Annotated in this window: 27 protein-coding genes; 16 read left to right on the plus strand and 11 right to left on the minus strand. The window is 67.4% G+C overall.

Features of this window, described 5'->3' with window-relative positions; all coding sequences use genetic code 11:
- Positions 1-16 precede the first annotated feature (16 nt).
- A complete protein-coding gene (locus K2Y03_RS04750) occupies positions 17-325 on the plus strand; it encodes a hypothetical protein (protein ID WP_294088663.1) in 309 nt (102 codons plus the stop codon).
- Positions 326-365: 40 nt separating this feature from the next.
- On the opposite strand, the gene K2Y03_RS04755 is transcribed toward K2Y03_RS04750, so the two are convergent.
- The gene (locus tag K2Y03_RS04755; RefSeq protein ID WP_294088664.1) at positions 366-1,769 is read right to left on the minus strand and encodes a nitronate monooxygenase; all 1,404 of its coding nucleotides are present in this window, start codon (positions 1,767-1,769) and stop codon (positions 366-368) included.
- Positions 1,770-1,836: 67 nt separating this feature from the next.
- Complete coding sequence (locus K2Y03_RS04760) at positions 1,837-2,979, minus strand: glycosyltransferase family 4 protein (RefSeq protein WP_294088665.1); 1,143 nt, start codon at positions 2,977-2,979, stop codon at positions 1,837-1,839.
- Between the two features lie 133 nt (positions 2,980-3,112).
- Here K2Y03_RS04760 and K2Y03_RS04765 point away from each other — a divergent pair, with 133 nt between their 5' ends.
- Positions 3,113-4,366 (plus strand): DUF2235 domain-containing protein, encoded by a 1,254-nt coding sequence (locus tag K2Y03_RS04765; protein ID WP_294088666.1) that lies wholly within the window; start codon positions 3,113-3,115, stop codon positions 4,364-4,366.
- Positions 4,367-4,370: 4 nt separating this feature from the next.
- Here the strand turns inward: K2Y03_RS04765 and K2Y03_RS04770 are convergent, their stop codons facing one another.
- A complete protein-coding gene (locus tag K2Y03_RS04770; protein WP_294088668.1) occupies positions 4,371-5,258 on the minus strand; it encodes an alpha/beta hydrolase in 888 nt (295 codons plus the stop codon).
- A gap of 38 nt (positions 5,259-5,296) precedes the next feature.
- Here K2Y03_RS04770 and K2Y03_RS04775 point away from each other — a divergent pair, with 38 nt between their 5' ends.
- The 7 genes from K2Y03_RS04775 (at position 5,297) to K2Y03_RS04805 (ending at position 11,771) form a co-directional block, all read left to right on the plus strand.
- Entirely contained in the window at positions 5,297-6,652 is a 1,356-nt protein-coding gene (locus tag K2Y03_RS04775) for a protein adenylyltransferase SelO family protein (protein WP_294088670.1), read from the plus strand.
- 60 nt (positions 6,653-6,712) lie between these two features.
- Positions 6,713-8,128 carry a succinylglutamate-semialdehyde dehydrogenase gene (gene astD, locus K2Y03_RS04780; RefSeq protein ID WP_294088672.1) on the plus strand — a complete coding sequence of 472 codons (1,416 nt, stop codon included), beginning with the start codon at positions 6,713-6,715 and terminating at the stop codon, positions 8,126-8,128.
- An 80-nt stretch (positions 8,129-8,208) separates the two neighbouring features.
- Complete coding sequence (cobA, locus tag K2Y03_RS04785; protein WP_294088673.1) at positions 8,209-9,003, plus strand: uroporphyrinogen-III C-methyltransferase; 795 nt, start codon at positions 8,209-8,211, stop codon at positions 9,001-9,003.
- Positions 9,000-9,296, plus strand: coding sequence for a DUF2849 domain-containing protein (locus tag K2Y03_RS04790; RefSeq protein ID WP_294088675.1), 297 nt, complete (start codon positions 9,000-9,002; stop codon positions 9,294-9,296). The genes cobA and K2Y03_RS04790 overlap by 4 nt, the downstream gene beginning before the upstream one ends.
- Complete coding sequence (locus tag K2Y03_RS04795; protein ID WP_294088677.1) at positions 9,284-9,715, plus strand: hypothetical protein; 432 nt, start codon at positions 9,284-9,286, stop codon at positions 9,713-9,715. The genes K2Y03_RS04790 and K2Y03_RS04795 overlap by 13 nt, the downstream gene beginning before the upstream one ends.
- A gap of 3 nt (positions 9,716-9,718) precedes the next feature.
- A complete protein-coding gene (locus K2Y03_RS04800; protein WP_294088679.1) occupies positions 9,719-11,350 on the plus strand; it encodes a nitrite/sulfite reductase in 1,632 nt (543 codons plus the stop codon).
- Positions 11,343-11,771 carry a DUF934 domain-containing protein gene (locus K2Y03_RS04805; RefSeq protein WP_294088681.1) on the plus strand — a complete coding sequence of 143 codons (429 nt, stop codon included), beginning with the start codon at positions 11,343-11,345 and terminating at the stop codon, positions 11,769-11,771. The genes K2Y03_RS04800 and K2Y03_RS04805 overlap by 8 nt, the downstream gene beginning before the upstream one ends.
- Before the next feature lie 6 nt (positions 11,772-11,777).
- On the opposite strand, the gene K2Y03_RS04810 is transcribed toward K2Y03_RS04805, so the two are convergent.
- Positions 11,778-13,262 carry a replicative DNA helicase gene (locus tag K2Y03_RS04810; RefSeq protein WP_294088683.1) on the minus strand — a complete coding sequence of 495 codons (1,485 nt, stop codon included), beginning with the start codon at positions 13,260-13,262 and terminating at the stop codon, positions 11,778-11,780.
- Positions 13,263-13,399: 137 nt separating this feature from the next.
- Here K2Y03_RS04810 and K2Y03_RS04815 point away from each other — a divergent pair, with 137 nt between their 5' ends.
- From K2Y03_RS04815 to dcd, 4 genes are read left to right on the plus strand one after another with little or no spacing between them, the layout of a single operon-like run.
- Entirely contained in the window at positions 13,400-13,885 is a 486-nt protein-coding gene (locus tag K2Y03_RS04815) for a UPF0262 family protein (protein WP_294088684.1), read from the plus strand.
- Positions 13,885-14,571 (plus strand): GH25 family lysozyme, encoded by a 687-nt coding sequence (locus K2Y03_RS04820; RefSeq protein WP_294088686.1) that lies wholly within the window; start codon positions 13,885-13,887, stop codon positions 14,569-14,571. The genes K2Y03_RS04815 and K2Y03_RS04820 overlap by 1 nt, the downstream gene beginning before the upstream one ends.
- Positions 14,568-15,020 (plus strand): cytidine deaminase, encoded by a 453-nt coding sequence (gene cdd / locus K2Y03_RS04825; RefSeq protein WP_294088687.1) that lies wholly within the window; start codon positions 14,568-14,570, stop codon positions 15,018-15,020. The genes K2Y03_RS04820 and cdd overlap by 4 nt, the downstream gene beginning before the upstream one ends.
- A gap of 24 nt (positions 15,021-15,044) precedes the next feature.
- On the plus strand, positions 15,045-15,599 hold the full coding sequence (gene dcd / locus K2Y03_RS04830; RefSeq protein ID WP_294088689.1) for a dCTP deaminase: 555 nt from the start codon (positions 15,045-15,047) through the stop codon (positions 15,597-15,599).
- Between the two features lie 218 nt (positions 15,600-15,817).
- Here the strand turns inward: dcd and K2Y03_RS04835 are convergent, their stop codons facing one another.
- The 4 genes from K2Y03_RS04835 to K2Y03_RS04850 all read right to left on the minus strand — a co-directional run bounded on the left by K2Y03_RS04835 (position 15,818) and on the right by K2Y03_RS04850 (position 18,339).
- Positions 15,818-16,237, minus strand: a complete 420-nt coding sequence (locus K2Y03_RS04835; protein ID WP_294088693.1) for a biopolymer transporter ExbD — start codon at positions 16,235-16,237, stop codon at positions 15,818-15,820.
- A 33-nt stretch (positions 16,238-16,270) separates the two neighbouring features.
- Entirely contained in the window at positions 16,271-16,753 is a 483-nt protein-coding gene (locus K2Y03_RS04840; RefSeq protein WP_294088694.1) for a biopolymer transporter ExbD, read from the minus strand.
- Between the two features lie 94 nt (positions 16,754-16,847).
- Positions 16,848-17,618 (minus strand): MotA/TolQ/ExbB proton channel family protein, encoded by a 771-nt coding sequence (locus K2Y03_RS04845; protein WP_294088697.1) that lies wholly within the window; start codon positions 17,616-17,618, stop codon positions 16,848-16,850.
- A gap of 85 nt (positions 17,619-17,703) precedes the next feature.
- Entirely contained in the window at positions 17,704-18,339 is a 636-nt protein-coding gene (locus tag K2Y03_RS04850) for an energy transducer TonB (protein WP_367114750.1), read from the minus strand.
- 264 nt (positions 18,340-18,603) lie between these two features.
- Here K2Y03_RS04850 and K2Y03_RS04855 point away from each other — a divergent pair, with 264 nt between their 5' ends.
- Positions 18,604-19,440, plus strand: coding sequence for a hypothetical protein (locus K2Y03_RS04855; protein WP_294088701.1), 837 nt, complete (start codon positions 18,604-18,606; stop codon positions 19,438-19,440).
- Here the strand turns inward: K2Y03_RS04855 and K2Y03_RS04860 are convergent.
- From K2Y03_RS04860 to K2Y03_RS04870, 3 genes are all read right to left on the minus strand, one after another.
- Positions 19,437-19,736: a hypothetical protein gene (locus tag K2Y03_RS04860; RefSeq protein ID WP_294088703.1), complete on the minus strand. Its 300-nt coding sequence runs from the start codon at positions 19,734-19,736 to the stop codon at positions 19,437-19,439. The genes K2Y03_RS04855 and K2Y03_RS04860 overlap by 4 nt on opposite strands.
- Positions 19,733-20,104, minus strand: a complete 372-nt coding sequence (locus tag K2Y03_RS04865) for a dihydroneopterin aldolase (protein WP_294088705.1) — start codon at positions 20,102-20,104, stop codon at positions 19,733-19,735. Before K2Y03_RS04865 ends, K2Y03_RS04860 begins: the two co-directional genes overlap by 4 nt.
- A 116-nt stretch (positions 20,105-20,220) precedes the next feature.
- Complete coding sequence (locus K2Y03_RS04870; protein WP_294088707.1) at positions 20,221-20,853, minus strand: glutathione S-transferase N-terminal domain-containing protein; 633 nt, start codon at positions 20,851-20,853, stop codon at positions 20,221-20,223.
- A 68-nt stretch (positions 20,854-20,921) separates the two neighbouring features.
- Between K2Y03_RS04870 and K2Y03_RS04875 the strand changes: the two genes are divergently transcribed.
- Together K2Y03_RS04875 and K2Y03_RS04880 are read left to right on the plus strand one after the other, a co-directional pair.
- Positions 20,922-21,446: a GNAT family N-acetyltransferase gene (locus K2Y03_RS04875; protein WP_294088709.1), complete on the plus strand. Its 525-nt coding sequence runs from the start codon at positions 20,922-20,924 to the stop codon at positions 21,444-21,446.
- 72 nt (positions 21,447-21,518) lie between these two features.
- Complete coding sequence (locus K2Y03_RS04880) at positions 21,519-22,076, plus strand: GrpB family protein (protein WP_294088710.1); 558 nt, start codon at positions 21,519-21,521, stop codon at positions 22,074-22,076.
- Positions 22,077-22,248: the final 172 nt, after the last annotated feature.

The raw sequence follows: 22,248 nt of genomic DNA on the forward strand, positions 1-22,248 counted from the left end.
ATGACGGAGACGAAAAATGGCCAAGGCCTTTGTCTATACCGAAGTGCAGCTGTCCGTGCCGTTCGATGCGGCCCCGTGGCGCGAGCTGAACCCGACGCTGCTCGAACAGCCCGGCCTCAACAACAAGACCTGGCTGAGCGGCCACCGCAACAATTCGGTCGGCGGCTTTTACGAGTTCGACACGCTGGAAGATGCCGAGCGCTTCGCGCAGGATTATTTCCCTGAGGAAGCCCGGCGGCTGGGCGCGGCCTTTACCACGCGCGTGTTCGACGGCGCGGTGACCGAGGAAGCCAGCCGCGCGATGCGATCGGTCCATTATCGCTGAACCGGCGGCGGGTGCTTCGGCGCGAGGCACCCGCCCCCGCTCAATCGCCGGTCAGAATCCGGTCGATCAGCTGCTTCACCGTCGGCACGAAGCCGTTCGAGTAGAAGGGGTCCTGCCGGAAGCGATAGGCACCGTGCCCGGCGAACATCAGATTCTCGTCGGTATCGCCGCCATGGGCGATGTCCTGCAGCGTCTTCTGGATGCAGAAGCTCCGCGGATCGGCCAGCCGCCCGGTCGAGTTGGTCTCGCTGTCCGCCCAGGAACTGAACTGGCACTGGCTGAGGCAGCCCATGCAATCTGCCTGATCCTTGCGGATGATCGCCTTTTCCTCGGGCGTCACGAACACCAGCGTATTGTCCGGCGTCTTCAACGCTTCGGTAAAGCCATGGCCGTGCCATTCGCGGGCGCGCTGAAGGTCGCCCAGCGTCACCCAGAAATTCTTGCCCTTCACGCCCACGTCCAGCGAATACTGATGGTCGCCGGCCTGTTCGGTGGAATAAGGAATCTGTCGTTCGGAACGCGCCTCCAGATTGCGCAGGAACGGATTGCGCACCGCGCTGGAATAAAAGCCGGTCGGCGAAAAGCGGTGGAGCAGCACTTCGCCCGGCATGATCTGCGTCAGCTTGTCCTTCCACCGCTGCGGGATGGGGCTTTCCTGCGTCAGCAGCGGCCGCGTGCCGAACTGGAAGGCGATCTGGCCAAGCTCGGGATTGTCGATCCAGTTTTCCCAGTCGCGCAGATACCAGACGCCGCCTGCCATCACGATCGGCACGCTGTCCGGAATGCCGCCTTCGCGCATCGTCTCGCGCAGGGCCTTCACCCGGGGATAGGGGTCTTCGGGCCGTCGCGGGTCTTCGGCGTTGGACAGGCCGTTGTGCCCGCCGGCCAGCCAGGGGTCTTCATAGACCACCGCTGCCAGCCACTCCTGCGCCTTTGAATAAGCGCGCTTCCACAGGGCGCGAAAGGCGCGCGCCGAACTGACGATCGGCAGGTACGAGACGTTGTAGCTCGCCGCGATTTCGGAAAGCTTGTAGGGCATGCCCGCGCCGCAGGTGACGCCCGCCACCATGCCGCGCGTGCGTTCCAGCACGCCGTGCAGCACGCGCTGGGCCCCGCCCATTTCCCACAGCACGTTGATGTTGATCGCGCCCTTGCCGCCGGCAATGTCGAACGCGCGGCGCACCTGCTGCACGGCGCCCTCGATCGCATATTGGATCAGTTCCTCATGCCGCTCGCGCCGGGTGAGGGCGCGATAGATTTGCGGGATGATGCGCCCTTCCGCGTCATAGCTGTCGGCATTGACGGCGGAAACGGTGCCGATGCCGCCGGCCGCGGCCCAGGCGCCGGCGCTGGCATGGTTGGTCGCGGCGACGCCCTTGCCACCCTCGATCAGCGGCCACACCTCATGGCCGCCATATTGGATCGGCCTGATCCCTTTGAACACCGAAACGTCTCTCCAGCCAGATGCCTTAATTTAACCGCTATTCGGCCAAATTCGATAATGGAGCAACCTATTTCAGGGCGCCGGGACGGCGGGCAACGCTCTCGTAAAGCGTGGCATAGGCGGCCACCATCTGAGCCTCGTCATATTCGGCCTGTGCTTTCAGCCGGTTGGCAGCGCCCAGCGTCGCGCGCAGGGCGGGATCGGCGGCCAGTTGCTGCAAGAGATCGCGCAGCAAAACTTCGTGCCGTTCGCCGGGCAGGAAGCGGCGATTCTCGTCCGACAGCATCAGCGGCACGTCCCCCACCGGGGGCGCCGCCACCGGCAGGCCCGCCGCCATCGCCTCCACTACCGAGATCGGGAACTGCTCGCTGAGCGAGGACAGCGCAAAAATGTCGAACAGCCCGACATAGCGCGCCGGGTCCGCCAGAAAGCCGGGCAGCACCAGCCGGTCGGCCATGCCCATCGCCATTGCCGCCGCCTGGATGGCGGCACGCTCCGGCCCCTCCCCCACAATCACCAGCCGCACCCGCGCGGAAACACCGGCGGCGGCGCGCACCAGCATCGGCAGGTCCTTCACCGCGCGCAGCCCGGCCAGCGTGCCGATCACCACCTCGCCCTTGTCCTTCGCCGCACGAAAGCCGGGAATCGCGCGCGCAGACGGCGCCACCAGATAGCGCGCTGTATCGATGCCGTTGGCGATGCGGTGGACGCGCCCGCGCGGCTGCTTCCACACGTTGAGCGCGATTGCCTCCAGCGTCTGCGACGGCACCACCAGCGCATCGGCAGCGCCCAGCGCGACGCGGCGGTAATAGTTGCGCTCGCGCTTCAGCCCGCGCGCCTCGTCCGCATTGAAGCCGTCCTCATGGTGGACAAGGCCCGGCTGCCCCTTGGTGAACACCCGGCGCGCCATCACCCCGTCGATCGCGCCCCAATTATAGGTCAGCACCAGATCGAAACGCTGCATGTAGCGCGCAATCGCCTGATAGCGGTCCACCGATGGCCGCCCGGTCAGCGGCGGCGGGTTCTGCGCGATTTCATAGGAAATGCCCTTGGCAATCGCTTCGCGCGCGCCCGTTTCGCCGGGCACGCCGGAGACGATGGTGTGCCGCGCCCGATCCCCGAACAGGTTCATCAGCCGCACGGCGCGCGCTTCCTTGCCGCCCAGGTTGAAGCTGGAATGAAGGTGCAGAATGTTCAGCGGTTGTGGCATCGGCAGTCAGCATCAGAGGAAAGCCCGCCTAATGCCCGCGCCGGCGCCGATCCGCAATCCGCCCGGTGCAATGCCCCCTCGTGTTGCCGGCACCGATGCGCTATTCTCATCGCTCACGCGACGGCGGGTGAAGATGCCGAAAAAGCTGGCGATTTTCTGCGATGGCACGTGGCAGGGGCTGCGCAACCGGGCGTTCACCAATGTCGTGAAGCTCGCCCGCACCGTTGCCGCGCATAGCGAGGATGGGCGCCAGCAGATCGTCTTTTATGACGAGGGTGTCGGCGTCACCTCCGACGTATCGCCGCTGGTTGATCTGCTGACGCGTTATCTGGGCGGCGCCTTTGGCCGGGGGCTGACCCGCAAGATCGAACAGGCCTATCAGTTTCTGGTCGTCAACTACGAACCTGGTGACGACATCTATGTCTTCGGCTTCAGCCGTGGCGCCTACACCGCGCGCAGCCTGTGCGGGCTGATCCGCAAATGCGGCATCGTGCGCCGCGATGCCTTTGCCCGCATTCCCGAAGCACTGAAGCTCTATCGCAACAACCTTCACCCCGCAGACCCGCGCATGGTGGCGTTCCGGCGCCATTACACGCACGAACTGGCAACGGGGAAAGAGGATTATGATCGGCTCGGCATGGCCGATTGCGCCCTGCCGGACCAGCCGATGCGCACCGCCCACCGCCAGCACCTATACCAGTACCGCCCCGATGGCTGTTATCGGCTGATGTTCGCCGGCATCTGGGACACGGTGGGGGCGCTTGGCGTGCCGCGCCGGTTCGACCTGCTGAACCTCGACCGGGATTATCGCTTTCACGACACGCAGGCGTCGTCGCTGATCGCCAGCATCCGCCATGCGGTGGCCGGCAACGAACAGCGCATCGATTTCGACGTAACGCCCTTCTCCAACCTCGACACATTGAACAACGCCTGGGCGCGGGCGACCTGCTGGGACGTGAACGATCGCGCGGCGGCAAATTTCGTGCCCTATAATCACCGCCCCTATCAGGAACGCTGGTTCCCGGGCGATCATGGCGCCGTGGGCGGCGGCACGGAGGATAGCGCTCTTTCTGCTGCCGCGCTGCTTTGGATGGCGGAAGGCGCGCGCTCGGCTGGCCTGTCGTTCAACCCCGACCCCGACCTGCCACTGGGCGAAGCAGCAAGGATCGCCAACCCGCTGGGGCCGCTGGGCGGCAGTGGCAGCATCCGCGCGCCGCGTGGCAGAAGGCGCCGCGCCGGCCCCGCCAATCACGACCAGATCGCCGCGCAGAGCCGGCTGCGGTTCCTGCGCGACCGAGACTATCGACCGCCCAATCTGCTGCCGGGGCTGAAGGCAGGCGGCGGGCGCGACGGGCCGCCGCCAGCCGGCTTTCCCCCGGCCGCCTGAACGATCAGGCCGGCACCGCCGCCGCCACCCGCGCCAGCAACCGTTCGATTGCGGGTGCGGCCTCCGGCTCATCCAGCGTCGGCGCATGGCCGGTGCGCGGCACGGTGACGAGTTCTGCACCCGGAATTTCCGCCACCATCCGCTCTGCCACCGGCGCGGGCAGAATGTCGGAGCGTTCGCCGCGCACGATCAGCACCGGCGCGCCCTTCACCTGATCCAGAGCGCGCCACATGTCCGGCCCCGCCTCATTCCCCGGCACGCGGAACGGCTCGGCGATCTTCAGATCGTAATCGAGCACGATCCGCCCGGCGCTGGTCAGCCGGTAGAGCCGCTTTGCCATCGCGATCCAGTCGGTGATCTGGTAGTCGGGATAGACATCGGCATTGCTCTCCGCCAGCGCGCGCGCGGCGTGGACCCAGGTCGGCCAGCTGCTCGCGCGGCCGACATAGCCGCGGATGCGCGCGAGGCCCGCCGGGTCGATCTCCGGCCCGACATCGTTGAGCAACAGGCCGGCGAGCGTCTCGCGCGCCGCACCGGCCAGCAGCATCGCCACAATGCCGCCCAGCGAGGTGCCGAAGGCGACGTAGCGCGGCGCCTCGATCGCCTCCAGCAGCGCCTCGACATCCTGCACATAGGTGAGCGGGGCATAGCTCATCGGGTCGCGCGCATAGGCGCTTTCACCGCGCCCGCGAAAATCAACCGCGATCACCCGCCAGTCCGTGCACAGCCGCTCGGCCAACCGCTCGAAATCGCGCGCATTGCGGGTCAGGCCGGGCAGGCACAGGATCGGCGGGCGCCCGGCGGCGGCGTCCGCATCGGCCGGCGCATAATCGCGCGCGTGCAGCCGCAGATTGTCGCGCGACCACCAGAACAGATCTTTGTACGCCGCCATGGTTGCGCCTTTCGCCATTTTCGCGTCCATATCGCGCGATGACCAGCGACCTGCAACCGGCCTTCCGCCCCGAAACTTCGATCCTCGCGCTGGGCGGGGAATTTTACGATGCCGTGCGTCCGGCCGACTTCCCCCAGGCAACCCTGCGCTTCCGCAACCAGCGCTGGGCCGCGCGCGTGGGCCTGGGCGCGTTGAGCGATGAGGACTGGGTGCGCCACTTCGCCCGGTTCGAGGCGCTGCCGGGGTCGCTGCCGCAGCCGCTGGCGCTGCGCTATCACGGCCATCAGTTCCGCGTGTACAACCCCGATATCGGCGACGGGCGCGGTTTTTTGTTCGCGCAGCTGCGTGACGATGGCGGCCGGCTGCTCGACCTTGGCACCAAGGGGTCCGGCCAGACGCCCTATAGCCGGTTCGGCGACGGCCGGCTGACGCTGAAGGGCGGCGTGCGCGAAATCCTGGCCACCGAAATGCTGGAGGCGCTGGGCGTCGACACCTCCAAGACCTTCTCGCTGATCGAAACCGGCGAGGCGCTCGATCGCGGCGATGAGCCCTCCCCCACCCGCTCGGCGGTGCTGGTGCGCCTCAGCCACGGCCATATCCGCATCGGCAGCTTCCAGCGGCTGGCCTATTTCAAGGACGAGGCGGGGCTGCGGACGCTGACCGACTATGTGCTGCGCCATTATTTCGACGATGCGAGCGGCGACCCGCTGCGCCTGCTCGACCATGTCGTTGCGCGCACCGCCCGGCTGGCGGGCCAGCTGATGGCGGCAGGCTTCGTGCACGGCGTGCTCAATTCGGACAATATCAACGTGACCGGCGAAAGCTTCGACTATGGCCCGTGGCGGTTCGCCCCCGGCTGGGACCCGGGCTTTACCGCGGCCTATTTCGACCATCAGGGCCTCTACGCCTTTGGCCGCCAGCCGGAGGCGATCCACTGGGATGCGATGCAGCTGGCGGTGTCGCTGCGCGCGGTTGCGGCGGACGAGCCGATGATCGCCATTCTCGACCAGTTCGCGCCGCGCTATCGCGCCGCTGTGGCCGCCGCCCTGCTGTGGCGGCTGGGGGTGAAGCCCGGTGGCGACGACCAGGCGCTTGCCGCCGCCATCGAGCACGGGCTGACGGAAAGCCAGGCGCCCGTCGCCGACTTCTTCCATGCGAGCTTTGGCGGCACCATTGCCGACAGCTTCGGCCCCGCCTTTGCCGAGGCGCGCCAGCGGCTGCAATCCTATGCCCCCCGCAAGGCGCGCGGCCTGTATTGGCAGGGCGCGCCGTGCGCGATGCTGATCGACGAGGTGGAGGCCATCTGGGCAGCCATCGACCAGCGCGACGACTGGCAACCGCTCCACGCCAAGATCGACCAGATCCGCGCGATGGGCACAGCGCTTGCCGATTGAGCGCTCCACCCTTGGCAAAACGGCATTGTCTGGGGCAAGAGCGTCGCCTAGAGGACCAAGATGCTCGGACAGGAAATCGTTTCCACCGAACCCATGACCGGCGCCGTGCTGTGGCGCGGCATGCCTGGCAGCGTGGATGAGGAAGTCGGAATCGCGCGCGGCAGCTGGGCTGCCTGGGCCGCGCAGCCGGTTGCCTTCCGCATTGAAACGCTGCGCCGCTTCGCCAATGTGGTGCAGGGCAAATATGATGAGTTCGCCACGCTGATCGCGCGCGAAACCGGCAAGCCGCTGTGGGAGGCCAAGACCGAAGTCGATTCGGTGATGGCCAAGGTGAACATCAGCGCCAGCGCCTATGCCGAGCGCACGCCGCAGCGCCGGATGGACAGCCAGATGACCGGCCGGGTCGCGCTGCGCCACAAGCCGCACGGGGTGCTGGCGGTGCTGGGGCCGTACAACTTCCCCGCGCACCTGCCCAACGGCCATATCGTGCCGGCGCTGCTGGCCGGCAATGCGGTGGTGTTCAAACCGTCTGAAAAGACGCCGGCGACCGGCGCCTTTCTCGTTCAGTGCTTCCATGAAGCCGGCGTGCCGCAGGGCTGTGTGCGGCTGCTGATCGGCGGCCCGGCAGAGGGCAAGGCGCTGGCCGGCCATGCCGATATCGACGGGTTGCTGTTCACCGGCTCGGCCCGCACCGGCATCGCGCTCAACCGCGCCTTTGCCGACAAGCCGGAAAAGATCCTGGCGCTGGAGATGGGCGGCAACAATCCCATTCTGGTGTGGGACACGCCCGACCTGTCGGCCGCTGCCACGCTGATCGTGCAGTCCGCCTTCACCACCGCCGGCCAGCGCTGCACCGCGGCGCGGCGGCTTATTGTCGATGAAAGGCTGTACGAGCCGCTGATGATCGAGCTGACCAAGCTGCTCGACCGGCTGATCGTGGGCGGGCCGCTCGATGATCCGCAGCCCTTCATGGGGCCGGTGATCGACAATGAATCGGCCGACATGCTGCAGGAAAGCTTCCTGGCGCTGATGTCGCGCGGCGGGCGGCCCCTGCGCCACATGCAGCGGGCACAGGATGCGCGCCCGCTGCTCACCCCCGGCATTATCGACGTGACCGAGATGAACGACCGGCCCGATATCGAGCTGTTCGGCCCCATCCTGCAGCTGATCCGCAAGACGCGGTTCGAGGATGCGATTATCGAGGCGAACAATACGCGCTACGGCCTGTCCGCCTCGCTGATCAGCCAGGACCCCAAACTTTACGATCAGTTCTGGGCCAATGCCCGCGCTGGCATCGTCAACTGGAACAAGCCGACCAATGGCGCCTCCTCCTCGGCGCCGTTCGGCGGCATCGGCTGGTCGGGCAATCATCGCCCCAGCGCCTATTACGCCGCCGATTATTGCGCCTATCCGGTAGTGTCGTCGGAAGCGGAACAGGCACGCGCGCTGATCGGCATCGGCCTGCGCGACGGCTAGGCAGCGGCAAAGTTTCGCTTCGCCCGCGCCAAGCCTTCCTTCGATTGCGCGAGGGGCACTTCGGGCGCATGGGCGGGGGCATGACGACTCTTCCCCCCGGCGCGCCAGCGGGCCGCGTCATTCTGGTCGGTGCCGGCCCGGGCGACCCCGATCTGCTCACGCTGCGCGCCGCCCGGGCTCTCTCTATGGCGGATGTCGTTGTGCATGACGGCCTGATCGACCCCGCCGTCCTCGATCTGGCACCCGCCGGCGCCCGGCGCATCTCGGTCGCCAAGCGGCGCGCACGCCACACTTTGCCGCAGGCGGCGATCAACGCGCTGCTGGTGGCAGAGGCACAGACGGGCGCCACCGTCGTGCGGCTGAAGGGCGGCGATCCGTTCGTGTTCGGGCGCGGGGGCGAGGAAGCCGCAGCCGTCCGCGCCGCCGGCATCGCGGTGGAGGTGATCCCCGGCATCTCGGCGGCGCTCGGCGGCGCGGCGCAGGCGATGCTCCCCCTCACCCACCGCGACCATGCGAGCGCGGTCAGCTTCGTTGCCGGCCAGTGCCAGGGCCTTGCCGAACAGAATTGGGCGGGGCTGGCCGGGCATGGCCGCACCCTTGTCATCTACATGGGCGTCGCCACTGCCACCCAAATTGCCGACAAGCTGATTGCCGATGGCGTGGCGCCCGACATGCCGGTGGCGGTACTGGAACGGGTCACGCTGGCGGGCGCCCGGGCGATGAAGACGCTGCTCGCCGATCTGGGCGCGATGGTCGCGCGCGAGCAGGTGCAGAGCCCGGCGGTGATCGTGGTCGGCGCGGTGGTCGAGCTGTCCGACGCGCAGTCGCGGCTCGCCGCCTTCGCCCGGCAGGCCGAAATGGAGGCAGGCGCATGAAGATATTGACGGGCAACGATCTGCGCTCCGGCGACGTGCTGTGGTGGGCCGGCGACGGCTGGTCGCGCTATGTGGCGCAGGCGATCGATGTCGGCGAATGCGGCAGCGCCATCGCCCAGGCCGAGGAAGGCGCGCGCCGCATCAACGCCCCCTATGTCATCGACGCGGTGCCCACGCCCGAGGGGCCACGCCCGGCGCATATCAAGGACCGGGTGCGCGCGCTCGGCCCCACCGTCCGCCCCGACCTGACGCTGAAGCCCGCCGATCCGCTGGCCAGCGAATGGGTGATCTGATGCCGCTGCCGGCGCTTCTGCCACTCCCCCTGCTGCTCGCCGCCGCCCCGGCTGCGCCCGTGCCCGCCGCGCCGACGCTCGTCATCGAACGCACGCTGCTGAAGGCGGCGCCCGGCAAGCGCGAGGCGCTGGCGCGGTTCATTGTCGCCAACTGGTTCGCGATGGACCGGATCGCGGTGTCGCAGCGGCTGTTCACCGGCTATCGCCTGTATGAGAATGCGGCCGGCGCCGATGCCGCCTGGGATCTGGCGGTCGAGGTCGGCTATCCCAACCCCGCCGGCTATGACGACTCGGCGGTGCAGGCGCGCTTTGCTGCGATCCGCGCCGCCCACCGCACCGTGCCGATCGACGGACAGGTGCTGGCCGATCTTGGCCGCATCATCGGCAGTGAACGCCTGCGTCCCCGCGAAGGAAGCTGAACCATGTATCGTTACGACCAATATGACCAGGCGATCGTCGATGCGCGCGTGGCTGAGTTCCGCGATCAGGTCGACCGCCGCCTGTCGGGCGCCCTGTCGGAGGATCAGTTCAAGCCGCTGCGGCTGATGAACGGGCTCTATCTGCAGCTGCACGCCTATATGCTGCGCGTCGCCATTCCCTATGGCACGCTGTCGGGGCGGCAGATGCGGATGCTGGCGCATGTCGCGCGGCGCTATGACCGGGGCTATGGCCATTTCACCACGCGCCAGAACATCCAGTATAACTGGATCAAGCTGGCCGAGGCGCCGGACATTCTGGCCGAGCTGGCAACGGTGGAGATGCACGCCATTCAGACCAGCGGCAACTGCATCCGCAACATCAGTTCGGACCAATATGCCGGCGCCGCCGCCGATGAGGTGGCAGACCCCCGCCCCTGGGCCGAGCTGCTGCGCCAGTGGAGCAGCTTCCACCCCGAATTCAGCTATCTGCCGCGCAAGTTCAAGATCGCGGTGATCGCTGCGGACGAGGATCGCGCGGCGATGCGGCTGCACGATATCGGCATCCAGCTGGTGAAGCGCGACGGGCGGCTGGGGGCGGCCTTCTATGTCGGCGGGGGCATGGGGCGCACGCCGATGATTGCGCCGCTGATCAAGGATTTCGTGCCGATCGAGGATTTCCTCAGCTATGCCGAGGCGTGCCTGCGCGTCTACAACCGCTATGGCCGGCGCGACAATATCTACAAGGCGCGCATCAAGATCCTGATCCACGAGCTGGGCGCCGAAGATTATGCGCGGCAGGTGGAAGCCGAATTCGCGCAGGTGAAGGCACTGGGGCTGGACCCGCCGGCGGCCGAGCTGGAGCGGATCGCTGCCGGCTTCGCGCCGCCGCCGTTCGAGGCCGGGCTGGCGGACGAGATCGACCGCACCGACCCCGGCTTTGCCGCCTGGGTGGAGCGCAACGTCGCCCCCCACCGCGTGCCCGGCTATGCCATCGCCAATATCAGCCTGAAGCCGGTGGGCGGCATTCCGGGCGATGCAAGCGCGGAGCAGATGGACCTGATCGCCGACCTGGCCGAACGCTATTCGTTCGACGAAGTCCGCGTCACCCATGCGCAGAACCTGGTCCTGCCGCATGTCCGCAAGGCCGATCTGCGCGCGGTTTACGATGCGCTGGCCGGCGCGGGGCTGGCGACCGCCAATCTTGATCTGATCAGCGACATCATCGCCTGCCCGGGCCTGGATTATTGCAGCCTGGCCAATGCCCGCTCGATCCCGGTGGCGCAGAAGATCGCGCAGCGCTTTGCCGATCCGGCGCGCCAGCGGGTGCTGGGCGAGCTGAAGCTGAAGATCAGCGGCTGCATCAACGCCTGCGGCCACCACCATGCCGGGCATATCGGCATTCTGGGCGTCGACCGCAAAGGCACCGAGAATTACCAGCTGCTGCTGGGCGGATCGGGCGCGGAAGATGTGAGCCTCGGCCGCATCACCGGCCCCGGTTTTGACGAGGACGGCATTGTCGATGCGGTGGAGCGGGTGACCGACCTGTATCTGGGCACGCGCGAAGACGGCGAACGCTTCATCGACACCTATCGCCGGCTGGGGTTCGAGCCGTTCAAGGAGGCGCTTTATGGATAATCTGCTGCGCTTTCGCGACGACGAGCCGCATGACGAGCCCGCCGTCACGCTCGACGCGTTCCTGGCCGGGCAGACCAATGCCACCGCGGTCAGGATCGAAGCGGGCGACGATGCCCGCGCGCTGCTGCCCCGGCTGGAGCAGCTGGCGCTGGTGGAGGTGAGCTTTCCCAGCTTTCGCGACGGGCGCGGCTATTCCACCGCGCGCATTCTGCGCGAGGCGGGCTATGCTGGCGAACTGCGCGCGGCGGGCGATGTGCTGGTCGACCAGATCGCCTTTATGCGCCGCTGCGGCTTTGACAGTTTCGCCCCCGAAAAGCCGGTCGATCCGGCGGTGCTGGACGCAGCGCTCGCGCGCTATCCAGCCGTCTATCAGGCGGCGGCCGATGGCGCGGTGCCGGTCTGGCGGCTGCGCCACGGCTGATCGGGTTCAGCCGCCCGGGTCGATCGCCGGGCCGGCATAGTCGCTGAAGCGCGTCACTTCGCGGTCGAAGAACAGGGTCGCCTTGCCGGTCGCGCCATGGCGGTGCTTGGAAATCAGCAGCTCGGTCAGGCCGAAAATCTTGTTGCCTTCCTCCGCCCAGGCGCGGTGCGCCTCGCTGTTCACATCGGTCGGCTCGCGGTTGTTGTGATAATAATCGTCGCGATAGACGAACCACACCATGTCGGCGTCCTGCTCGATCGAGCCTGATTCGCGCAGGTCCGACAGCTGGGGCCGTTTGTCCTCGCGGCTTTCCACCGCGCGGCTCAGCTGCGACAGCGCCAGCACCGCGACGCCCAGATCCTTGGCCATCGTCTTCAGGCCGCGGCTGATCTCCGAAATCTCGTTCACGCGGTTGTCGCTCGCCCGCGCGCTACCCGACAGCAGCTGCAGATAGTCGACCACCACCAGCCCGATCTGCCCGTCATGCTTGCGCTGCAGCCGGCGCATGCGCGTGTGCAGCCCCGCGATCGAGAGGCCGGCGGTATCGTCGATATAGAGCGGCAGTTCCTGCAGCGCGATCGACGCCTGGATCAGCCGGTCCATCTCCGCGCGAGTCAGCCCGCCCTTGCGCAGCGTTTCCGACGGCACCTGCGACTGTTCGGCCAGAATGCGGGTCGCCAGCTGGTCGGCCGACATTTCCAGGCTGAAAAAGGCAACCTTGGTGCCCTTGTTCTTGTCCAGCGTGATGCCGTCGCGCTGGTCGTTCAGGAAGCGTTGCGCCGCGTTGAAGGCAATGTTGGTGGCCAGCGAGGTTTTGCCCATGCCCGGCCGCCCGGCCAGAATGATGAGGTCGGACTTGTGCAGGCCGCTGGTCTTCGAGTTCACCGCGTCGAGCCCGGTGGTGATGCCCGACAGGCCACCGCCGGCATTCTGCGCGCGCTCCACCATCTGCAGCGCCATCTTGGCGGCGGCGTCGAAGCTTTTCACCGTCTTGTCGGTCACGCCGTCGCCGGCAATCTTGAACAGCGCTTCTTCCGCCACTTCGATCTGCTTGCGCGGGTCGATCTCGGTCGCGGTGTCGAACGCGCGGTCGACCAGATCGCGCCCCACCCCGATCAGCGTGCGCAGCATCGCCAGGTCGCGCAGCTGCTGGGCAAAGTCGCGCGCGCCGAGCAGGCCGGCGGCGCCGCTGCTGGTCAGCTGCGTCAGATAGCCGGTGCCGCCCAGCGCCGCCATCCCCTCATCCCCGTCGAACATCGGCTTCAGCGTGACCGGCGAGGCGAGCAGCCCGGCCTTGCGCACGGTGCGGACCGCCTCAAGGATGCGGCCGTGCAGCGGCTCGAAGAAATGCTCCGCGCTCAGCCCGTCGAGCATGTCGTCGGCAATGCGCGAATCGATCAGCATCGCGCCGAGCAGCGCGGCTTCGGCATCCAGATTGTGGGGCAGCGCGCGCGGCGCGATCGACGCAGGTTGAACGGGAGCTGTGGCCATCCCCCGCTCTTGTCACTGCCTGCGGCCCCGCTCAAGGCCGCGCTGCCCCACACGGCTGTGGATAAGGGGGATGGTGGCGGGCGTGCGCTCACCTGCCCTGTTGATTCCGCCGCGCGCACGCCCGATACGGCGCATTCATGGCCGACCCGCGCATCATCGACATCACGCTCGACGAGCATACGATCCTGTGGCGCAGCGCCGACATCGAACAGGAACGGCGCATTGCCATTTTCGACCTGATCGAGGGCAATTATTTCAAGCCGGCGCGCGACTATCCCGATGGCTATGCCGGGCCATTTCGCGTCGCGCTGAGCGTGGAGGAAGGACGGCTGGTGATTGCGATCAACCGCGACGATGGCAGCCTGCTGGAAACCTTCATCCTCGGCCTTGGCCGCTTCCGCCGGCCGATCAAGGATTATTTCGCGATCTGCGACAGCTATTACCAGGCGATCCGCCAGGCGACCGCGCAGCAGATCGAGACGGTCGACATGGCCCGGCGCGCCATCCACAACGAGGCGGCCGAGCTGCTGATGGAACGGCTGGACGGCAAGATCGAGATTGACTTTGATACCGCCCGCAGGCTGTTTACCCTTATCTGCGTTCTGCACATCAAGGGGGCGTAATGCGGCGTTATTACAGACGCATGCTGGCGTTCGGCCTGCCCGTCATCGCGCTCAGCCTGACGGCGGCGGCAGGGTGGCAGGGCGCGACCAGCTGGCGCCCCAGCGACACGAACTACCGCTTTCAGGGCATCGATGTGGGCGCCGAACAGGGGCCGATCGAATGGTTCACCCTGCGCGACCAGCATGTCGATTTCGTCTATCTGATCGCCACACGGGCCGCGACGCAGCGCGACCCGGCGTTCGAGGCCGGCTGGCGCGGCGTTTACGGCGCGGCGCTGCGGCGCGGGGCGATCCACGTCTATTCGCTGTGCCACCTGGCGAGCGACCAGGGCAACAATTTCAACACCACCGTGCCGCGCACGGCCGACGCGCTGCCGCCGGCGATCCTGCTCGATTTCCAGCCCGATTGCGCCGCCCGCCCCGCGCGCGAGGTGGTGCTGGGCGAGCTGGAAGTGCTGATCGCGATGATCGAGGGGCATAGCGGCAAGCCGGTGCTGCTGAAGACCAGCGCGGCGTTCGACCGATATTACGGGGTGAGCGAGGCGATTGGCCGGCCGATCTGGTCGATCGGCAATTTCTTCCCGCCCAGCTATGCCGCGCGCCCGTGGCGGATGTGGCAGGCCAGCGACATGCGCCGGATCGAGGGCGCCGCGCAGCCGGTGCGCTGGAACGTGGTGGCGCCATGAACGACGCGCTGAGCCAGGCGGATGCCGAACTGGTCGCCGCCGCGCGCGCCGCCGCCGGTCGGGCCTATGCCCCCTATTCGCGCTTTGCGGTGGGGGCGGCGCTGCGCCTGTCGGACGGCAGCATCGTGATCGGCGCCAATGTCGAAAATGCCAGCTACGGCCTGTCGCTGTGCGCCGAGACGGTCGCGGTGGCGAGCGCCAGCGTACAGGGGCGGCTGGCCGATATCGTGGCGGTGGCGGTGGCCGGCGGGCCGATGGCGGGGGATGCACCGGGCGGCGATGCGCCGGTCATGCCCTGTGGTCGCTGCCGCCAGATCCTCAACGAAGCCGCGTCGCTGGGCGGGCGCGACCTGCCGGTGCTGTGCACCGGGGCGGCCGGCGGCGCGGTTGCGCGGCTGACGCTGTCGCACCTGCTGCCGCATGCCTTTGGCCCGGCGAGCCTTGCCTGACCGCCCCCATTTCAAGGAGCCCTCATGTCGATCATGTCAGACCGCTGGATCCGCGAGCAGGCGCTGACGCACGGCATGATCGAGCCGTTCGTCGAGAGCCAGCGGCGCGACGGCTGCATCAGCTATGGCCTGTCCTCCTATGGCTATGACGCGCGGGTGGCAGACGAGTTCAAGATCTTCACCAATGTCGATTCCGCGGTGGTGGACCCCAAGGATTTCGCCGCGAACAGCTTTGTCGACCGCAAGACCGATGTCTGCGTCATTCCGCCCAACAGCTTTGCGCTGGCGCGGACGGTGGAATATTTCCGCGTGCCGCGTGACGTGCTCGTCATTTGCCTCGGCAAATCGACCTATGCGCGCTGTGGCATCATCGTGAATGTCACCCCGCTCGAGCCCGGGTGGGAGGGGCATGTGACGCTTGAATTTTCGAACACCACGCCGCTCCCCGCGCGCATCTATGCCAATGAAGGCGCGTGCCAGTTCCTCTTCCTGCAGGGCAACGAGCCGTGCGAGGTGAGCTATGCCGACCGCGCCGGCAAATATATGGGCCAGCGCGGCGTCACCCTGCCCCGGCTTTAGGCTGACTTACCCCTCCTCTGAAGGGGAGGGGACGGGGGTGGGGCCGCGCTGCACAAGGCGCGCGATCGGTCATACGCCCCACCCCAACCCCTCCCCTGAAGGGGAGGGGCTTGAGCAGCGCGGCACGGACGGCCCGCAGCCATGCCAGCCCCCACCGCCAACGAAAAAAGGGGCGGCACCCATGGCACCGCCCCTTCATTCAGGCCTGACGACGATCGTCAGAAATCGTTGCGGTACTGTTCGTTGCCGACAAAGCCCAGCTTGCCGACGCCGGAACGACGCACCACCGCCAGCACGCGATCGACCGTTTCATAACGCGCGTCAGGCGTCGGCTGGAACTGCAGTTCCGGCTCCGGGTTCATCAGTTTGGTCTGCTCCAGATAGTCAGCCAGCGTCGCATCATCGACCGGGCTGCCGTTCCAGAACGTCTTGCCGGTCGCGTCGATCACGATCTTGTTCTTCACCGGATTCGGGTCGCCCGGATTTTGATTCTGCGGCAGATCCACCTTCACCGCGTGCGTCTGAATCGGGATGGTGATGATGAACATGATGAGAAGCACCAGCAGCACGTCGATCAACGGCGTGGTGTTCATTTCCATCATCGGCTCGCCATCATCGCTGCCGCCGCTCATTGCCATGTCGGATACTCCAATATTCTCTAGATGCGGTGATTACAGGCGGCCGATCGTCTCGCCGGGGGGCGGTTCGGAAATGAAGCCGACCTTGGCAAAGCCTGCGCGCTGCATCGTGTAGATGGTGCCGCCGACGCAGCGATAGGGGGTGTCCACGTCGCCGCGGATATGCGCCTCGGGCAGATTGTCCGCCGTCAGATCGCTCCCGAGCCGCTTCACCTCGGCTTCCAGCTTCTTCACTGCCTTGTCGAGCAGTTCCTGGCTGGTGACGCGCGTCAGGTTCCAATACACCTCGCACTCGCCGCCCGGGCCGGCGCGCACCGTCAGCGACACATTTTCCGGCTTGGTCACGGTCGGGTCATAGCGCACATCGGGCAGCTTGACCTTGATCGCCTGAACCACCACCGGCACCGCGATCAGGAAGATGATGAGCAGAACCAACATCACGTCGACGAGCGGCGTGGTGTTGATGTCCGACATTGGTTTTTCGGTGGCGCCGTCGCCACCTGTGCTGATCGCCATTTGCGAACTATCCTCTCTCGTTCAACACAAACGCTGGGCGGGATGGCCGGCCAGCGCCGCCGGGCATGCCCACTGGCCGCCCGGCGGGGAGGGTTCAGGCCGCCGTCGGCTTGGTCGCGGTGGCGGTGGTCGCCGGCTTCGGCGCCGCCTTGGCGGGAGCCGCCGGGCGGACCGCACCGTTCGACGCGATGAAGCCGAGCACGTCGTTCGAGAACGCGCCCAGATCTTCGGCGATGCGCTTGTTGCGGCGCTGCAGCAGGTTGTAGCCGAGCACCGCCGGCACCGCGACGACCAGGCCGAACGCGGTCATGATGAGCGCTTCACCCACCGGGCCGGCGACGGTGTCGATCGAGGCCGAACCAGCCAGACCGATCTTGATCAGCGCGCGGTAGATGCCGACCACGGTGCCGAACAGGCCGATGAACGGCGCGGTCGCGCCGACGGTGGCGAGGAAGGCCAGGCCACCGCCCAGCTGCGAATTGATCGACGCTTCCGAACGCGCCAGCGAACCATGCACCCAGTCATGCGCTTCGACCGGATCGGTCAGCTTGCCATGCTGTTCCTGCGCGGTCAGGCCGTCGTCGACGATCTGGCGATAGGCCGAGTTCGGCTCCAGCTTGGCAGCACCTTCGCGCAGCGACGTGGCATTCCAGAACGTGGAGCGCACGCGCTTGGTCTGCGCGTTGATCTTCGACTGTTCGAACATCTTCACGAAGAAGATGTAGAGCGAGACGAACAGCATGAAGGTGAGGATGCCGGCAACGGACCAGGCGATCACGCCGCCCTGCTGCAAGGCTTCCCAGAAACCATAGGGATTCTTCTTTTCGGCGCCCCCGGCGGCGGCAGTGAGAATGGTGATCAGCATAGTCTCTTTCCTTATTGGTCGGTCTTGGCCTGAAATAACGCCGGCGCCTCAAGCCCCCTGAAGGCCAAGCAGCGCCGGCAATCCGTTATTCGTCTACAAGCTGCCAGCGCACCGGCAGGGTTACGGTCGATTCCACCGGCTTGCCGTCGGCATCCTTGGCGGGATCATAGCGACCGGCGCTGCGCGCACGGCGGCAGGTGGTGTCGTCCAGCTCGCTGTTGCCGCTCGACGTCTGCACGCGGCAATCCGAAACGCGGCCCTGCACGTTAATCGTCAGCGCCACGACCACGCGGCCCTGAATGCCTTCGCGCTTGGCCGAGGACGGGTAGTAATCGCTGGGGAACCAGTCACCCGGGTTGCCGCGCGGCTTTGCACGAACGCTGAGATTGGGCTTGGGCGGCGCCGGCGGCGTCACCGGTCCCGGCGGCGCGGCCACCATCACCGGCGGCGCGGCCGGCGGCGGCGTGGCGGTGGTGGTGATGTTCACCGGCGGCGACGGCGTCTGCACGATCGCGGGCGGCGCGACGACCGGCGGTGCGGTCTGCTGCTGAACCTCTTGCGGCTCTTCCGGCGGCGGGGGCGGCGGTGGGGGCGGCGGGGGCGGCGCCACGTCGAAGGTGTTCAGCTTTTCAGCCACCTTCTTGTACGCCTGGAACGCGAGGCCCGTGACGAAGGCATAGCCCAGCACCGCCATGAGGAAGCTGACGATAACGATCGCCACAACCCGCGTTCCGCCGTCATTCCGGTCTGCATATGCCATTCAGATCTGTAACTCCTGTTCACGCCGACATCACTTTACCGCCCGGCCCCGACCGTCGGGGTCGCTCGGCGGATGCCGTGCGCTTATTTCTGCCCTACAGGGCTCAAGTCTCTATCGCCCACGCCGGACCGACGCAAACGCTTTGTCTCCCGCAACAAACCTGCCAGCGCGGCGTGGCAGAATTATTTCTGTATCACAAACCCCGGCTGGGCTAGCATCATCATTATGCAGAACACCCGGAAAATCGCGCTAATCGCCATAATTTTCGCCCTTTTTCCGCCATTTTTCAGCCCCGCTGCCGCCCAGCGTGCGGCACCGCCGCCCCCGCCGGTACCCAGCTATGCGCGCGTGGCCGAACTGGTGCTGGGGGCGCCCGTCATCATCGATTCGGTGGTCCGCAGTGCCCAGAAACTGAAGCCGGCGGAATCGCCCGGCCTGCCGCCAAACCATGTCCGCTTCGACATTACCGCCGATGTTCGCGCCCTGATCCGGGGCAGTGATTCGGCCCCGGCGCGAATCAGCTATCTGGCCGATGTGCCGCTCGATGCGCGGGGGCGGCCGCCGAAACTGGCCAAGCAGCGCGTGCTACTGTTCGGCCGCGCGGTGCCCGGCAGGGCGGACCAGATCCAGCTGACCGCGCTTGCCGCCCAGCAGCCATGGAGCGCGCCGCTCGACGCGCTCACCCGCCGCATCGCCGCCGAAGTGGTGGACCCAGCCGCGCCGCCGGCGATCAGCGGCATCGGCAATGCCTTTCACGTGCCCGGCACCCTGCCCGGCGAGGGCGAAACGCAGATCTTCCTCAACACACCCGATGGGCGCCCGGTGTCGATCAACATCATCCGCCGCCCGGGCGAAGCGGTGCGCTGGGGCGTGGCGCTGAGCGAGATTGTGGACGAGGCCGCCGCCCCGCCGGCGCGCGACACGTTGCTCTGGTATCGGCTGGCCTGCCATCTGCCGCGCGCGCTGCCCGCCGGCGCCACCGCGACGATGGAGGCAGACGATGCCCGCGCCGCCCGCGCCGACTACGCCTTCGTCCTCGACGCGCTGGGGCCGTGCAGCTAGCGCGGCACAGGCGCTAGCCGACGGTCAGCAGCTGCCCGGTGGTCGCGCTGGCGCCGATGAGGAAAGCAACGGCCGCATCGACATCCTCCGCCCGCGCCGCGCGCCACCGCGCACAGCCGGGTGGCGGGTGCCAGCTCCAGCGCCAGCGGCCCCAGCGCCGCCGCGATCTGCGCGCGCTCGACCGGGTCGATGCCGGGCGCGAGCACCAGCACCACCGCAGCCCCCCTCGCCGCGCGCATCCGCGCAATGGCGTCCGCCGCCGTCGCCCCGTCGTCCAGCTCGATGCGCACGCTCACCGCCGGTGGCGCAGCAGCGTGATGCCGATCGCCTCGCCCTGTTCCGAAATGGCGAGCTTGACGATCTTCACCTTCACCCAGCGCACGCGCGCATCCTGCAGCATCAGCGTTTCGGCGATATGGTCGGCCACCGCCTCGATGAGCGTGAAGTGGACGCCGGGCGGCAGCGCCTCGGTCGCCGCGCGCTTCAGGTCCATATAGTTTTTCGACGTGGCGAGCGGCGTATCGGGCGCGAAATGCGCGGGCGCTTCCAGCTCCAGCGTGATCGAAATGCGCAGCGGCTGCGGCAGGTGGGTTTCTTCGGAATAGATGCCGGTCAGCACCGGCACCTCGATATCATGCACTTCCAGTTCGAGCCGATCGTCCACCAGGGCGCCTTTCGCAGTGTCGGCCGGCGCCCATAGCAGGTTATCGCGCGTGCGAAAGCCCGCCCAGCCTATACCTGAGCACGCCTATGCCTGAGCACACCTATGCCTGAGCACGCCTATGCCTGAGCACTGGGCCGGGCGCTCGCGGCGGCGTGCCAGCGCGCGATGGCCGATTCCGGCGCAGGGGCCGGCAGCCGGGCGGCGCGGGCAAAGTCGATCGTCACCAGCGCGGTGATGTCGGCAAAGCTGTAATGGTCGCCCGCCACCCATTCGCTGCCGCCCAGCCGCGCCTCCAGCGCCTCGGTAAAGGCGCCCCACATGATCGCGCCGCGCGTCGCCAGTTCCGGGATCAGCGGAATCGGCGGCCATTTGCCCGGTGCCCCCCGCCCCTCCATCGCCGGGCGGCTGTTGCGGAAGACATAGACGGCGGCGTTATAGCCTTCATGCTCGATGCGTCGCGTCCATGATTCGACCCGCGCAATCTCCAGCGCGGTGGTGCCGAACATCGGCGGCACGGGGTGCAGCGCCTCGAAATAGCGGCAGATCGCCGATGATTCGCAGATCACCTCGCCATGGTCCAGCTCCAGCGCGGGCACCACGCCGCGCGGGTTGATGGCGAGATACGCATCCTCCAGCTGCTGATTGGCGCGCAGGTCGACATCGACGCGCTCCACCTCCAGCCCCTTTTCGGCCAGATAGATGCGCACCCGGCGCGGGCTGGGCGCCCAGCTCGAATCATAGAGTTTCACCGCCACCTCCCCGGATTGACCCGCTTGGCGCTTGCAATGCCCAGCGGGCAGGCTATGCGCGCCGCGCTTTGCCTGTCCATGCCCCTTTTTGCCGGAGAGAGTCGATCGAGCTTCAGCCGCTCTCCGCCGCCCGCGATGCCGAGGTGGAAGCCCTGCTCGACGCCGCCTTTGGCAGCGACCGGCGCGGCCGCACCGCCTATGCCATTCGCGGGCCTGCGCGGGCGATTGCGGCGTTCAGTTTCGCCAGCATCGTCGATGGCGCGCTGCTGGGCTCGATCCAGTGTTTTCCGGTGCAGCTGCGCCACGATGAGGGCGGCGCGACGCCGCTGGTGATGGTGGGGCCGGTCGCGATCCGCGCCGATTGCCAGGGCCAGGGCCATGGCCGCGCGCTGATGGCGGCGAGCCTGGGCGCGGCGCGGGCGGCCGGCGTCGACGCGCTGATGCTGATCGGCGACCCCGACTATTACGGCCAGTTCGGCTTCACCGCCGCGCGCACCGCCTTGTGGCGCGCCCCCGGCCCGGTGGAGCGCCACCGCCTGCTCGCGCTGGGCGACGGCGCGCCGGATGTGGCGGGCATGCTGGGGCCGGCTTGAACGGGCGGTCCGATCAACGCGCCGTCTGCGCGATTTGCAGGGCCAGGCCGCACGGTGCATCGTCGCGCCGCCATGAAGATCGTCATCGTGCCTCATCGGGAAAGCTGGGCGGCGGACTTTGCGGCGCTGAGAGACAAGCTGCTCGGCGCCGCGCCGCCCGGCTCCTGTGTCCATCATATCGGATCGACGGCCGTCCCCGGACTGCCGGCCAAGGACGTGATCGATGTTCAGGTGACGGTGCCCGATCTAACCCTGGTGAACGACGACAGGTTCGAAAGCGCGGGTTTTCGGGCGACCAGCGTCTATCGCGATCATTGCCCGCCGGGGCTTGATCTGCCCGCCGTCGAACTGAGCAAGCGCCTGTTCAAGGGCACGGCGCGCACCGCCCATATCCATGTGCGGCAGCGGGGCTTCTTCAACCAGCGCTTTGCCCTGCTGTGCCGCGATTTCCTGCGCGCCCGCCCGGTGGCCGCTGCGGCCTATGCGCTGATCAAGCAGCGGCTGGCCGATCGCTTTCCCGATGATGCCGACTTTTATTACGGCATCAAGGACCCCGTGTTCGACATCATCGTGGAAGGCGCCAATGTCTGGGCCGAGGCAACGGGCTGGCGCGAACCCCCGGCGGACTGAGCAACGCGGGCGCGTCTGGTCCGGTCGGGGCCCGCTGCTGGCGCGCGCGCGCGACATCCGGGTGACGACAGTCGCCGTCGCACCATAAAATAGGGGACAGTCCCCTATTTTATGGTGGCGCCGAACCGGCGCGTCGACATCGCGGATGCCGCGCGGGTTGGCCCCCACCCCT

Origin of the sequence: Sphingomonas sp. (genome assembly GCF_019746015.1) — a bacterium.
Lineage (GTDB): Bacteria > Pseudomonadota > Alphaproteobacteria > Sphingomonadales > Sphingomonadaceae > Sphingomonas.

Coding starts and splice junctions, on each gene's coding strand:
- K2Y03_RS04750 (WP_294088663.1), top strand. CDS start 17: ATGGCCAAGGCCTTTGTCTATACCGAAGTGCAGCTGTCCGTGCCGTTC.
- K2Y03_RS04760 (WP_294088665.1), bottom strand. CDS start 2,979: ATGCCACAACCGCTGAACATTCTGCACCTTCATTCCAGCTTCAACCTG.
- K2Y03_RS04765 (WP_294088666.1), top strand. CDS start 3,113: ATGCCGAAAAAGCTGGCGATTTTCTGCGATGGCACGTGGCAGGGGCTG.
- K2Y03_RS04770 (WP_294088668.1), bottom strand. CDS start 5,258: ATGGCGGCGTACAAAGATCTGTTCTGGTGGTCGCGCGACAATCTGCGG.
- K2Y03_RS04775 (WP_294088670.1), top strand. CDS start 5,297: ATGACCAGCGACCTGCAACCGGCCTTCCGCCCCGAAACTTCGATCCTC.
- astD (WP_294088672.1), top strand. CDS start 6,713: ATGCTCGGACAGGAAATCGTTTCCACCGAACCCATGACCGGCGCCGTG.
- cobA (WP_294088673.1), top strand. CDS start 8,209: ATGACGACTCTTCCCCCCGGCGCGCCAGCGGGCCGCGTCATTCTGGTC.
- K2Y03_RS04790 (WP_294088675.1), top strand. CDS start 9,000: ATGAAGATATTGACGGGCAACGATCTGCGCTCCGGCGACGTGCTGTGG.
- K2Y03_RS04795 (WP_294088677.1), top strand. CDS start 9,284: ATGGGTGATCTGATGCCGCTGCCGGCGCTTCTGCCACTCCCCCTGCTG.
- K2Y03_RS04800 (WP_294088679.1), top strand. CDS start 9,719: ATGTATCGTTACGACCAATATGACCAGGCGATCGTCGATGCGCGCGTG.
- K2Y03_RS04805 (WP_294088681.1), top strand. CDS start 11,343: ATGGATAATCTGCTGCGCTTTCGCGACGACGAGCCGCATGACGAGCCC.
- K2Y03_RS04810 (WP_294088683.1), bottom strand. CDS start 13,262: ATGGCCACAGCTCCCGTTCAACCTGCGTCGATCGCGCCGCGCGCGCTG.
- K2Y03_RS04815 (WP_294088684.1), top strand. CDS start 13,400: ATGGCCGACCCGCGCATCATCGACATCACGCTCGACGAGCATACGATC.
- K2Y03_RS04820 (WP_294088686.1), top strand. CDS start 13,885: ATGCGGCGTTATTACAGACGCATGCTGGCGTTCGGCCTGCCCGTCATC.
- cdd (WP_294088687.1), top strand. CDS start 14,568: ATGAACGACGCGCTGAGCCAGGCGGATGCCGAACTGGTCGCCGCCGCG.
- dcd (WP_294088689.1), top strand. CDS start 15,045: ATGTCGATCATGTCAGACCGCTGGATCCGCGAGCAGGCGCTGACGCAC.
- K2Y03_RS04835 (WP_294088693.1), bottom strand. CDS start 16,237: ATGGCAATGAGCGGCGGCAGCGATGATGGCGAGCCGATGATGGAAATG.
- K2Y03_RS04840 (WP_294088694.1), bottom strand. CDS start 16,753: ATGGCGATCAGCACAGGTGGCGACGGCGCCACCGAAAAACCAATGTCG.
- K2Y03_RS04845 (WP_294088697.1), bottom strand. CDS start 17,618: ATGCTGATCACCATTCTCACTGCCGCCGCCGGGGGCGCCGAAAAGAAG.
- K2Y03_RS04855 (WP_294088701.1), top strand. CDS start 18,604: ATGCAGAACACCCGGAAAATCGCGCTAATCGCCATAATTTTCGCCCTT.
- K2Y03_RS04880 (WP_294088710.1), top strand. CDS start 21,519: ATGAAGATCGTCATCGTGCCTCATCGGGAAAGCTGGGCGGCGGACTTT.